This window comes from Acidovorax sp. GW821-FHT09B03 (assembly GCF_059418305.1).
Map to the genome: position 1 here is coordinate 60,147 of NZ_JBWKPP010000008.1, position 12,657 is coordinate 72,803.

A 12,657-nucleotide genomic window follows, 5' to 3' on the forward strand; every position below is an offset into this window, starting at 1 on the left:
CTGGGTAGGGGGTCAGCGGGCGGCAGCGTCCAGCGGCACGGTGGGCTTGCCCTTCATGCAGTACGAGCGGCCGCGGAACACGGCGATGGCCTCGCCGCGCTGGTTGTGCACGTTCACGTCGTACACGCCGGTGCGGCCGGCCAGCGAGACCTCGGTGGCCACGGCCGTGAGGCGGTCGCCCTCGCGTGCGGGTGCCAGGAAGTCGATGGACAGGCCCGAGGCCACGGTCATCTCGTTGCGCGCATTGCACGAGAAGGCGAACGCCGAGTCGGCCAGCGTGGTGATGAAGCCGCCGTGGCAGATGGCAAAACCGTTGAGCATGTCGGCACGCACGGTCATCTCGAGCGTGGCCTGCCCTGGTGCGATGGCGGTGATGGCGATGCCCAGGCCCTGCGTGGCGCGGTCGTTGGCGAGCATGCCGGCGCGCACATGCTCGGCGATGGCCTGGGGGTCCATGGCGGTGGCAGAGGAATCCATGGGGCTACTCGATCAGCGGTCTTTGAAGACGGGGGCGCGCTTGCCGATGAAGGCCTCGACGCCCTCGCGGTAGTCGGCCGAGGCGCCCAGCGTGCGCTGCACGGCCGCCTCGCGGGCCAGGGCCTGGCCGTAGTCCATCTGCGCAGCGGCATCGATCGCATTGCGCGTGGCGACCAGCGCCTTCACGGGCATGGCGGCCAGCCGCTGGGCCAGGGCCCGCGCTTCGTCCTGCAGCGCCGCATCGTCCACGCAGCGCCAGATCAGGCCCAGGCGCTCGGCATCGGCCGCTGGCAGCTTGTCGCCCAGCAGCGCCAGGCCCAGAGCCTGGGCGCGGCCAACCAGGCGCGGCAGCAGCCAGGTGCCGCCGGTGTCGGGGACCAGGCCGATCTTGGTGAAGGCCTGGATGAAGCTGGCCGAGCGCGCAGCCAGCACCAGGTCACAACCCAGCGCCAGGTTGGCGCCCGCGCCGGCGGCCACACCGTTGACGGCGGCCACCACGGGGATGGGCATGCTGCGGATGCGCAGGCACAGGGGGCCGTACAGCTTGTCGATCACCTCGCCCAGGTCCTTGGGTGCGGCGCCCGGCGTGAGGTCGGGCGCCACGGCCGGGTCGGCCAGGTCCTGCCCCGCGCAGAAGGCCCGGCCCGAGCCCGTGAGCACCACGCAACGCACCTCGGCATTGGCTGCGGCCGCCTCCAGCGCAGTCAGCAACTGGGCATGCAGCTCGGCCGTGAAGCTGTTGAGCGCGGCGGGCCGGTTGAGCGCCAGCGTTTGCACGGCGCCCGACTGCGTCACGAGGACCAGGGGTTCAGACATGGATGCTCCTGCCTATCAAGGTGGGGAAATCTGGTGTTGAGCGATCGCAAACATTATTGACCGACCGTTCGGTAGAGAATAAACTTTCCCGAATCCTGATGCAAGTCAAACCCATCAGGGCAAACCCTAGCGGAGACAATTTGATGCCCTTGTTCGATACCCACCGTGCCCTCCTGGAGGGAGCCCTTGAAGCCCTGGCCACGCGCGGCCACTGGACGCCCTTCCCCGAATCGCCCTCGCCCAAGGTCTATGGCGAGACCGGCCAGGCCGACGGCCAGGCGGCCGTGAATGCCCTGCTGGGCAAGGACTTTGCGCTGCAGCAGCCCGGCGAGCAAGGCCGCCTGGCCACCGAGCGCTCGCCCTACGGCGTGGCGTTGGACGTGCGCTACCCCGATTGCGACGTGCATGCCCTATTGGATGCGGCCCAGGCGGCTGAACCCGCCTGGCAGGCACTGGGCGCGCAGGGCCGCACGGGCGTGCTGCTGGAGGCGCTGGTGCGCATACACCGCCGCAGCCATGAGATCGCGCACGCCGTGATGCTGACCACCGGCCAGGGCCCGATGATGGCCTTCCAGGCCGGCGGCCCGCATGCGCAGGACCGTGCACTCGAAGCCATCGCCTACGCCTGGAAGGCCATGGCCGACGTGCCAGGCCAGGCGCTGTGGGACAAGCCCCAGGGCAAGAACCCGTCGCTGGTGATGCAAAAGCATTACGAGATCGTAGGCCGCGGCGTCGCGCTGGTGGTGGGCTGCGCCACCTTCCCCACCTGGAACACCTACCCCGGCCTGTTCGCCGCGCTGGCCACGGGCAACCCGGTCATCGTCAAGCCGCACCCCAATGCCGTGCTGCCGGCCGCGATCTCGGTGAACATCCTGCGCGAGGTGCTGGCCGAGCAGGGGCTGGACCCGAACACCGTGACCCTGGCACTGAGCCCCCGTGCCGAAGACACCCAGGCCCTGGCCACGCACAGCGCGGTGGCCAGCATCGACTTCACGGGCAGCAACCAGTTCGGCCGCTGGCTCATCGACAACGCCCGCCAGGCGCGCGTGTATGCCGAGATGGCCGGCGTGAACACGGTGATCATCGAATCCACCGACCAGTACGCGGCCCTGCTGCGCAACCTGGCGTTCACGCTGTCGCTGTACAGCGGCCAGATGTGCACGACCACGCAGAACCTCCTGGTGCCGCGTAGCGGCATCGCCACCGACGAAGGGCACAAGAGCTTCGAGCAGGTGGGTGCGGACCTGGCCGCCGCCGTGACCGAACTGGCCTCGAACCCGCGCGTGGCCACCTCGGTGCTGGGCGCCGTGGGCTCGCCCGAGACCGTGGCCCGCATGCAGCAGGCCAGCGGCCAGGGCCGCCTGGTGCTGGCCTCGCGTGCCCTGCCCCACCCCGAGTTCGCGAACGCGCAGATCCACACGCCGGTGATCGTGGCGCTGGAGCAGGCCGACAGCGCCATCTACGGCCAGGAATGCTTCGGCCCCGTGTCCTACCTGGTGGCCACCGACTCGGGCGCCGCCAGCCTGCAGGTGGCCGAGGCCACGCTGCGCGCGCATGGCGCGCTGACGCTGGGCGTGTACTCCACCGACCGCGCCTACATCGACGCCGCCATCGCCCTGGGCCGGCGCACGCGCGTGGCCCTGTCCATCAACCTCACGCAGGGTGTGTTCGTGAACCAATCGGCGTCGTTCTCGGACTACCACGCCACGGGCGGCAACCCGGCCGCCAACGCCAGCTACACCAACCTGGCCTTCGTGGCCGACCGCTTCGTGATCGTGCAGCGGCGCGAACATGTGGCTGCGCCAACTGTCTAGTAGAGAGAGCTACCGCTGCGGCATGTCCTTGACTGAGTAACCAAGGCTGACCGTGGCGTCCTCCGGGATGGCCGGCATGGTGGCGTTCCACGCCTCCCATGCCGCGCGCATCGCGGCCAGGCGCTCGGGATCGACTCCGGCGCGGTTGGCGCGCTCGCGCTCGTCGTCGGCCAGGTGGAACAGGTAGTCGTTGCCATCCACGCGCAGGTACTTCCACTCGCCCAGGCGCATGGCGCGCTGGCCGCGGTGGTTCATGCGCCAGAACAGCGGGCGCTCGCAGTCCCACCCGGCATCGCGCAGCAACGGCATGAGCGAGACGCCATCGAGCGGGTAGTCGGCATCGGCCGGCACGCCGGCCGCATCGAGCATCGTTGCGGACCAGTCCATGGTCATGCAGCTGTGCACGCTCTCGCCCCCCGGCGCGATCACGGCGGGCCAATGGGCGATCCAGGGCACGCGGATGCCGCCCTCGGTCAGGTCCATCTTGCCGCCCACCAGGGGCCAGTTGTCCGAGAAGCGCTCGCCGCCGTTGTCGCTGGTGAAGACTACCAGCGTGTCGCGATCGATGCCATGGCGGGCGAGGGCGGCCATGATGCGGCCGATGCCCTCGTCCATGTGGTGGATCATGCGGCGGTAGGTCTCGATGTTGCCGCCGTGCAGGTGGAACAAATTCTGGCGCACCTCCTCGGCCAGCGCCGCGTCGTCGCGCGTCTCCCAGGGCCAGTGCGGTGCCGTGTAGTGCAGGCTCAGGAAGAAGGGCGTGCCGGCCTGAGCACCGGGCGCCATGCGCTCCACGAAATCGAGCGCGTGGTCGGTGATCAGGTCGGTGAGGTAGCCGTCCTCCTGCTGCTCGGTCTCGCCCAGGTACAGGTCGTGCTGGCCAGCGGAGCTGCAGTGCGTGAAATAGTCCACCCCGCCCGACATGGGGCCGAAGAACTCCTCGTAGCCCGACTGCAGCGGCCCGAAGGCCGGCGGGTAGCCCAGGTGCCACTTGCCCATGAGCGCCGTGCGGTAGCCGCCGGCACGCAGCAGCGAGGGCAGCGTGGGGTGCGAAGGCGGCAGGCCCAGCGTGCTGCTGCCCCGGCTCTTGCTGTTGATGGGCTCCTCGGCCGCGCCGCGCAGGCGGTACTGGTAGCGCGCCGTCATCAGCCCGAAGCGCGTGGGCGAGCACACCGGCGAGTTCGAGTAGCCCTGGGTGAGCTTGAGGCCCTGCGCGGCCAGACCGTCGAGCACGGGCGAGACGGGGCCGAACGCGGCCTCGCGCCCGCCGTAGCAGCCCAGGTCGGCATAACCCAGGTCGTCGGCGACGATGAAGACGATGTTGGGACGTGTATGGCTCATGAAGGCACCTCAGGGCTTGAAGCCGGAGCGCTGCACCACGGGTGCCCACTGGGCGCGGTAGGCCTTGAGCATGGCCTCGGTCTGGGCCATGGTGCTGGCCACGGGCTCCATCTTGGCGGCCTCGAACTTGCGGCGCGTGTCGGGGTCCTTCATCACTTCGTGGATCAGGCCGGCCAGGCGCTCGGCCTGGGCCTTGGGCATGCTCATGGGCGCAAAGAAGGTGTTCCAGCCGGTGGCGGCCAGGTCCAGGCCGCCTTCCTTGAAGGTGGGGATCTTGGGATCGAGCGGGCTGCGTTTGGCGCTGGACACTGCCAGGATGCGGACCTTGCCCGCCTCGTGCTGGGGCAGCAGCGTGTCGAAGGTGTCGAAGGCCACGGGCACCTGGCCGCCGATCAAATCGTTGAGCAGCGGGGCCGAGCCGCGGTAGCCGACCACCTCGGCGCTGACCTTGGCGGCATCGCCCACCATGAGCCCGAAGAAGTGCGGCAGGCTGCCCGTGGCGGGCACGCCGAAGTTGGCCTTGTCGGGGTTGGCGCGCAACCAGGCGATCAGGTGCGGCAGCTCGCGCACGGGCACGGCGGCGGAGACGGCCACGCCGAACTCGTAGCTGTTGACATGGCTCACCGGGCGGAAATCGCGCTCCGCGTCATAGCCCGCGTCGGGGAAAACCAGGGGCGCCACCAGCATCACGGCCGGGTTGGCCAGCAGCAGCGCAGGCTGGTTGGCCGGCGCACTCTTGACGGCCTGGGCCGACAGGCGCCCGCCGGCGCCGGTGCGGTTCTCCACGATCACGGGCGAGCCCAGCTTGGCCTGCAGCTTGTCGGCCACGATGCGGGCCACGCGGTCACTGGAGCCGCCGGGCGCATAGCCGACGACGATGCGCAGTGGTGCCTCCTGCGCCTGGGCCAGTGCGGCCGATAGCGCCAGCACGGCGGTGAACACGGAGGCGAGGGGTTTCCACATGGCAAGGCTCCCGAATGGATATCGATAGAAGGAATGGCGCACTTTAGAAGGGCCACAATCGATTGATCTAAACAATCCATGCCCGTGTTTACCCTGATGCCCGAACCCGATGACCCGCTGCGGCTGGCCGACCCCGAGGCGGCCCGGCACCTGCTGATGTACCGGCTCAACCGCCTGCTGGCCGTGGCCGGCAGCCTGGTGGTGCGCCTGTGCGAGGGCGGCTACGGCATCACGCGGCGCGAATGGGGCCTGTTGATGTGGCTGGCCGAGCGACCCGGCATGCCCCCGGCTGAACTGGCCGAGCGCCTGGGCCTGGACCGGGCCCGCACCTCGCGCGCCATCACCTCGCTCCTGGGCAAGAAGCTCATCACGCGCGAGGCCATGCCGGGGGACCGGCGCCAGGCGGTGCTCTCGCTCACCCCGGCTGGCCAGGCGGTGCACGACGCCCTGTTCCCGCAGATCAAGGCGCTCAACCAGGCCCTGCTCACCGGGCTGGATGCCCGTGCCCTCGACACACTCGATGCCAGCCTGGTCCACATGCAGCGCCAGGCCGAGGCCCTGGTGGCCACCCGCACCGACGTGCCGCGCACCTACCGGCTGCGCGGCGGGCGGCACCCGGAGTAGCGGTACGCCCACAGCCGGCCCCATTCCCACACTCCATTGGCCGCCGTACAGGAAAAACGGGCTTTGGCGCACCGCAATGCGTCGGCTGCCGCTATCCTGTGGCAAAGGGTCGCCACACGCCCTGTCTGTCTTCTCTATCTATAGAACCACGCCCCACGCCATCCATGTCCTCATCCACCTCGCTCTGGAGTCCGCTGCGCCAACCTGCTTTCCGGGGCCTGTGGATCTGCGGTGGGGTTTTCTTCATCGGCAGCGGCATGCAGACCATGGCGGCGGCCTGGCTGATGGTGGAGCTGTCGGGCTCGTCCTTCCTGGCCGCGCTGGTGCAGACAGCCGTGTTCATGCCCATGTTTTTGTTGGCGCTGCCGGCCGGTGTGCTGGCCGACACCACCGACCGGCGCCGGCTGATCTCCGGCGCCTTGATCGCGCAGATCGCCGCCTGCAGCCTGTTGGCGGTACTGGTGCTGGCGGGCAAGGGCGGGCCGGCCTCGGTGCTGTTCCTGGTGTTCGTCTGCGGCTGCTGCACGGCGGTGCTCACGCCGGCCTGGAACTCCTCGGTCATCGACCCGGTGCCGCGCGACGAGTGGCCGCAGGCCATCACGGCCGTGAGCATCGCCTACAACGCGGCGCGCGCCGTGGGACCCACGCTGGCCGGCCTGGTGTTCGCCCAGCTGGGCGCAGGCTGGGTGTTCGCCATCGCGGCCGTCACCACCATGGTGATGTGGGAGTCCATTCGCCGCTGGCCGCCGCGCCCGCATGCGCCCACCCGGCTGCCGGCCGAGCGCCTGTGGGGCGGCACCCTGAGCGGGCTGCGCTTTGCCTGGCATTCGCACATGATTTTGGCGCAGCTGGTGCGCGTGACGGCCTTCAGCGCGGCCGGCTCGGCCCTGTGGGCGCTGCTGCCGGTGATCGCCCAGCGCCAGCTGGGTGCAGGCGCCCAGGGCTTTGGCCTGCTCATGGGCTGCCTGGGCACGGGCGCCGTGGCCGTGGGCCTGGTCATTGGCAAGCTGCGCGCGCGCTTCGGGCTGGAAGTCATCGTCAACGTGGCCTGCGTGGTGTTCGCAGGCGCCATGCTGGTGGCCGCGTTCTCGCACACCGCCATCGTGGTCTATCTGGCGATGATGTTCGGCGGTGCGGCCTGGATGTCGGCGATGTCCACCTTCAACACCGCCACCCAGGCCAGCGCACCACCCTGGGTGCGCTCGCGCGCCGTGGCCATGCACATGGTGACGGCCCTGGGCGCCTTCGCCATGGGCTCGGCCATCTGGGGGGCTGCCTCGGACATCGTGGGCCTGGCGCCCACGCTGGTAGCCGCCGCGGCCTGCATGGCCGTGGGCCTGCTGCTCGCGCGCCCCATGCCGCTGCGCATGGGCGCCCTGCACGAGGTGACCCAGGCCACGCCCTGGGACGAACTCTTCATCGAGGCCGAACCCCTGCCCGAGGCAGGCCCGGTGGCCGTGGAGGTGAGCTACCGCATCGCCGAAGGCACGGACGCGGCCTTCCTGGACACCATCAGCCGCATGAAGGCCCCGCGCCGGCGCGATGGCGCCACCTTCTGGCGCGTCTACAAGGACCTGGGCGATCCCACCCGCTATGTGGAACGCTTCATCGTCGAATCCTGGGCCGACTACCTGCACCAGCGCGCCCGCGCCACCATGGCCGACCAGACGCTGGAGACCGAGGTGCGTGCCTTCCTCGCGCCGGGCGAGGTGGTGCGCATGTCCCACTACATCGCGGAGAGATAGCTCCCCCTGAGCCGCTGCGCGTCTTCCCCCTGAGGGGGACGCCTCCGGTGGACCGGCAAAGCCGGATCCACGGTGGCGCTGGCAGGGCCGCGGCCCTGCCCATGAAGGCCTTTGTTGCAGGCCTCCGCGACATCTGCGCAGGCAGCACACCCAACCCCATCTGCTCTGGCGATTCAGTCCAGTTTCCGGGCCCTGCGACAATCGGGGCATGAGCTTCGCCCCCCTTTCCAACGACACCTTCCTGCGCGCCTGCCGCCGCCAGGCCACCGACTACACCCCCCTGTGGCTGATGCGCCAGGCGGGCCGCTACCTGCCCGAGTACAAGGCCACGCGCGCCCAGGCCGGCAGCTTCATGGGCCTGGCCACCAATGTGGATTACGCGACCGAAGTGACGCTGCAGCCGTTGGAGCGCTTTCCGCTCGATGCGGCCATTCTGTTCAGCGACATCCTCACGGTGCCCGATGCCATGGGCCTGGGCCTGTCGTTCGCCGAGGGCGAGGGCCCGCGCTTTGCCAAGGTGGTACGCGACGAGGCCGCAGTGGCCGAACTGGCCGTGCCCGACATGGACAAGCTGCGCTATGTGTTCGACGCCGTGACCAGCATTCGAAAGGCATTGAACGGCCGGGTGCCGCTGATCGGCTTTTCGGGCAGCCCCTGGACGCTGGCCTGCTACATGGTGGAAGGCAAGGGCAGTGACGACTACCGCCTGGTCAAGAGCCTGATGTATGCGCGCCCGGACCTGATGCACCGCATCCTGGCCACCAATGCCGACGCCGTGGCCGCCTACCTGAACGCCCAGATCGACGCGGGCGCCCAGGCGGTGATGATTTTCGACAGCTGGGGCGGCGTGCTGGCCGACGGGGCCTTCCAGGAGTTCAGCCTGGCCTACACGGCGCGGGTGCTGGCCCAGCTCAAGCGCACCGGCGTGGACGGCACCGACGTACCGCGCCTGGTCTTCACCAAGGGCGGCGCCCTGTGGCTGGAAGACATGAAGCCCCTGGACTGCGAGGTGCTGGGCCTGGACTGGACCGCGAACCTGGCGCGCGCCCGGGCCCTGGTGGGTGGCGCCGTGGGCGGCCCGGGCAAGGCCCTGCAGGGCAATATCGACCCGAACGTGCTGTTTGCGCCGCCCGAGCAGATCGCAGCCCAGGCGCGCCGGGTGCTGGACAGCTTCGGCACGCCGCACACCGACCGCAGCACCACCGGCCCCACGCACATCTTCAACCTGGGCCACGGCATCAGCCAGTTCACGCCACCCGAGCATGTGGCGGCGCTGGTGGAAACCGTGCACAGCCATTCACGCAATCAGCGCAGCGCGGGTTGAAAAGCGCTCTCCCGGGCTGCGGGATAGCCTGGGTTGTGCACAGCAGTGGTGCATCTGCAAGAAAATCTATCGGGCCGTCCATTGGACGGCCCTTTTTTTCGGACCGCATGCAAGCCATTGATTTGTATAGGCATTCATGCGCTGCTCTTTTGCTGGGCAATCTACCAGAAGCACGGTTTTTCAAGGGCTGGCAGCCAGAACACAGGGGATATCAACAAAGTTATCCACAGAAATTCTGAACTTCATGAAAAAACTGTGACAGATCAAGCACTTGCGGCGTGAACTGCAAGAATCAGTGGACATCGTCCTACACCGCGGGCACGGAATGGCGGGCAATGTCCTCTTGACGAACCGCGCGAACTGCACTTATGCACACAAAAGGTGATGCGGCGCAGCAAAAGCCAATGCTGCGGCACTAGCACAAGAAGGGGCAGCAAAAACCCTCAGATGATTGATTCATATGGATTTTTTGACCCTGCCGTTTTGACAGGCATTCTGTTGCAGCCCAGCATCCATGCGGCCTGCGGCGCACTGGAGACAGGATGTCAACAAAGTTATCCACAGATTTCCGGGATGACTTGGCAGGGCGGGGCCGGAATCTCCGGCCAGGCGATCCATCGCACCCGTGCGCCAGCACCCGGGTGCGCTGGCCAAAAAAAGTCCAGCCATCTCGTCGGAGGGCATCGAGAGAGCCCCTCGAAGCCCTCCAGCAGGCGGGAAATAGCCGGAGTTGTGCACACTGGCGGCGCATCCTTGAAAAATTCAATCGCGCTGTTTCTGGGGCGCCACTTTATTTTCGCAGCGACGCAAGTGGTTGATTCATATGGAAATCCTTCGATTGCACTTTTGACGGGCAACCTACCGGAAGCACGGTTTTTCAAGGGCTGGCGGGCTGCGCGCAGGGGATATCAACAAAGTTATCCACAGAAATTCTGAACTTCTCGCAAAAGCCTTGCAAAATCAAGCACTTGCGGGCGACATCATAGAAAACACTGCATACCGACTCGATCGGCTAGCACAGAAATGGTGGCCATTCTCCCCTTGACGAACCGGGCAGGCTCGACTTATGCACACAAAGCGTGATGCGGCGCAGCAAAAATGCACCCACCAGCGGTTAACACAGAAAAGCCCTCCAAAAATCTTCAGATGATTGATTCATATGGATTTTTTCTCTCTGCTGGATTTACAGGCAGTTTGTTCCAGCCCAGTATCCATGCGGCCTGGGCCACGGTGAAGACAGGATGTCAACAAAGTTATCCACAGATTTGTGGGATGACTTGAAAAAAGCAGCACGATCAGCGACTTAGCGCTGACACCGCCACAGCACATGAAGTAGCACGCGCAAGCTCCCCACACCGCGGACAGCCCGAGCCCCCAGGAGGATTGGCGTACGATTCCAGGTTGCCCCTGAACCACCGACCTTGCCGCCTCCATCCACCACCACCGTCCATGTGGCCCTGCACGCCCCCTCGCACAGCGGCGTGGGCGATCTGCTGAGCTATGCCAGCCCCGATCCGCTGCCCCCCGGGACGCTGGTGCGGGTGCCCTTTGGCACCCGCGAGGTACTGGGCGTGGTCTGGGACGCGGAAGAGGCCACCGGCGAACTGCCCGAAGGCGCGACCATGCGCCCCATCACTGGGGTGCTGGCCGGCGTGGCGCCGCTCGACGCGCCCTGGCGCCGCCTGGTCGGGTTTGCGGCACGCTACTACCAGCGCGCGCTGGGCGAGGTGGCGCTGGCCGCCCTGCCGCCCCAGTTGCGCGACCTGGGCCCTGAGCAGTTGGCCCGGCGCCTGCGCCGCCCGGCATTGCCCGCCGGCGACACCGGCCAGACCCTGCCCAGCGTGGCCCTGACACCCGAGCAGGAAAGCGCGCGCGCGCAGATCGCCGCCGAAAAAGGCCCGTTCGTGCTGTTCGGCAGCACTGGCAGCGGCAAGACCGAGGTCTACCTGCGCTGCGCGCAGGAGGTGCTGGACGCCGATCCGAGCGCCCAGGCCCTGGTGATGGTGCCCGAGATCAACCTCACCCCCCAGCTCGAAGAGCGCTTCACCGCCCGCTTCGCGCCGCGTTTCGGCGCCCAGGCCGTGGTCTCGCTGCACAGCGGCATGACCAACCCGCAGCGCCTCAAGAGCTGGCTGGCCGCCCACAGCGGCGCGGCGCGCATCGTGCTGGGCACGCGCATGGCGGTGTTCGCCAGCATGCCGGGCCTGCGCCTGATCGTGGTGGACGAGGAACACGACCCCAGCTACAAGCAGCAGGAGGGCGCCCGCTACTCGGCGCGCGACCTGGCCGTGTGGCGCGGGCGCGAGCAGGGCGCCAAGGTGTTGCTGGGCTCGGCCACACCATCGCTGGAAAGCTGGCACGCCAGCCGCCCGCCCACGCCCGAGGACCCCGAGGGCGGCCGCTACCGGCGCCTGCACATGCCCAGCCGCATCGGCGCCGGGCAACTGCCGCGCGTGCGGCGGGTGGACATGAACCAGCAGCCCAAGCGCGCAGTGTTCACCGCGCCGCTGCTGGCCGCCATCACCGAGCGCGTGCAGCGCGGCGAGCAATGCATGGTGCTGCTCAACCGCCGCGGCTATGCCCCCGTGCTGCACTGCGCCGACTGCGGCTGGAAGAGCGACTGCCCCCACTGCAGCGCCCACCAGGTGTTCCACAAGACCGATCGCACCCTGCGCTGCCACCACTGCGGCTACACGGTGCGCGTGCCGCGCCACTGCCCCACCTGCGGCAGCCCCGACATCCTGTCCATGGGCCGGGGCACCGAGCAGCTCGAGGAGCAGCTCGAAGGCTTGCTGTCCGAGGTGCTGCGCCCCGACGGCTCGCCCGCGCGCATCGCGCGCATCGACGCGGACACCACCAAGGCCAAGGGCGCGCTGGAAAGCCAGCTGGCCCAGGTGCATTCGGGCGAGGTGGACGTGCTGGTCGGCACCCAGATGATCGCCAAGGGCCACGACTTTCGCCGCATCACCCTGGTGGCCGCCGTGCAGCCTGACGGGGCGCTGTTCTCCAGCGACTTCCGCGCGGCCGAGCGGCTCTTCGCCCTGCTCATGCAGGCCGGCGGGCGCGCCGGGCGCGATGCGGCCTACATGGCCGCCCAGGGCGGCGCGCCCTGCGAGATGTGGGTGCAGAGTTTCCACCCCACGCATGCCGTGTTCGAGGCCTTGCGCACGCACGACTACCCCGCCTTCGCGGCCCAGCAGCTCAAGGAGCGCCAGGAAGCAGGCATGCCGCCGTTTGCCTACCAGGCCCTGGTGCGCGCCGACGCCCGCACCCAGGAGGTGGCCCAGGCCTTCCTGACCGCAGCCAGCGCTGCCGCCCGGGAGCACGGCCTGCCGGGCGTGGACCATGTCACCCTGTACCCGCCCGTGCCGCTGACCATCCAGCGCATCGCCAATGTGGAGCGCGCCCAGATGCTGCTGGAGAGCGAGAGCCGCACGGCCCTGCAACGCTTTCTGGCCGCCTGGCAGCCGGTGATGCAGGCCACGCGCAGCGATCCGGCCCACAAGGGACTGATCCGCTGGCTGGTGGATGTCGACCCCCTCGCGATCTGACC

The 12,657-nt window shown here is 68.4% G+C and carries 10 protein-coding genes; 6 read left to right on the plus strand and 4 right to left on the minus strand.

All coding sequences use genetic code 11. The features are described from left to right. Positions 1 to 12: 12 nt before the first annotated feature. Complete coding sequence (gene paaI, locus AC07PA_RS16100; RefSeq protein ID WP_494606945.1) at positions 13 to 477, minus strand: hydroxyphenylacetyl-CoA thioesterase PaaI; 465 nt, start codon at positions 475 to 477, stop codon at positions 13 to 15. 12 nt (positions 478 to 489) lie between these two features. Next, positions 490 to 1,293, minus strand: coding sequence for an enoyl-CoA hydratase-related protein (locus AC07PA_RS16105; RefSeq protein ID WP_494606943.1), 804 nt, complete (start codon positions 1,291 to 1,293; stop codon positions 490 to 492). A gap of 143 nt (positions 1,294 to 1,436) precedes the next feature. On the opposite strand from AC07PA_RS16105, the gene paaN reads away from it, so the two are divergent. After that, positions 1,437 to 3,107, plus strand: a complete 1,671-nt coding sequence (gene paaN / locus AC07PA_RS16110; RefSeq protein WP_494606941.1) for a phenylacetic acid degradation protein PaaN — start codon at positions 1,437 to 1,439, stop codon at positions 3,105 to 3,107. Positions 3,108 to 3,116: 9 nt separating this feature from the next. Here paaN and AC07PA_RS16115 read toward each other — a convergent pair whose 3' ends face one another. Both AC07PA_RS16115 and AC07PA_RS16120 read right to left on the minus strand, forming a co-directional pair. Next, positions 3,117 to 4,448, minus strand: a complete 1,332-nt coding sequence (locus tag AC07PA_RS16115) for a sulfatase family protein (RefSeq protein WP_494606939.1) — start codon at positions 4,446 to 4,448, stop codon at positions 3,117 to 3,119. 9 nt (positions 4,449 to 4,457) lie between these two features. Then, positions 4,458 to 5,411, minus strand: a complete 954-nt coding sequence (locus tag AC07PA_RS16120) for a Bug family tripartite tricarboxylate transporter substrate binding protein (protein WP_494606937.1) — start codon at positions 5,409 to 5,411, stop codon at positions 4,458 to 4,460. 78 nt (positions 5,412 to 5,489) lie between these two features. Between AC07PA_RS16120 and AC07PA_RS16125 the strand changes: the two genes are divergently transcribed. The 5 genes from AC07PA_RS16125 (at position 5,490) to priA (ending at position 12,655) form a co-directional block, all read left to right on the plus strand. Next, a complete protein-coding gene (locus AC07PA_RS16125) occupies positions 5,490 to 6,035 on the plus strand; it encodes a MarR family winged helix-turn-helix transcriptional regulator (RefSeq protein ID WP_007852061.1) in 546 nt (181 codons plus the stop codon). Between the two features lie 164 nt (positions 6,036 to 6,199). After that, positions 6,200 to 7,780, plus strand: a complete 1,581-nt coding sequence (locus tag AC07PA_RS16130; RefSeq protein WP_007852057.1) for an MFS transporter — start codon at positions 6,200 to 6,202, stop codon at positions 7,778 to 7,780. Positions 7,781 to 7,988: 208 nt separating this feature from the next. After that, positions 7,989 to 9,104: a uroporphyrinogen decarboxylase gene (gene hemE, locus AC07PA_RS16135; protein WP_494606934.1), complete on the plus strand. Its 1,116-nt coding sequence runs from the start codon at positions 7,989 to 7,991 to the stop codon at positions 9,102 to 9,104. A gap of 447 nt (positions 9,105 to 9,551) precedes the next feature. Next, complete coding sequence (locus tag AC07PA_RS16140) at positions 9,552 to 10,040, plus strand: hypothetical protein (RefSeq protein WP_494606932.1); 489 nt, start codon at positions 9,552 to 9,554, stop codon at positions 10,038 to 10,040. A gap of 485 nt (positions 10,041 to 10,525) precedes the next feature. Next, complete coding sequence (priA, locus tag AC07PA_RS16145; protein WP_494606930.1) at positions 10,526 to 12,655, plus strand: replication restart helicase PriA; 2,130 nt, start codon at positions 10,526 to 10,528, stop codon at positions 12,653 to 12,655. Positions 12,656 to 12,657 lie beyond the last annotated feature (2 nt).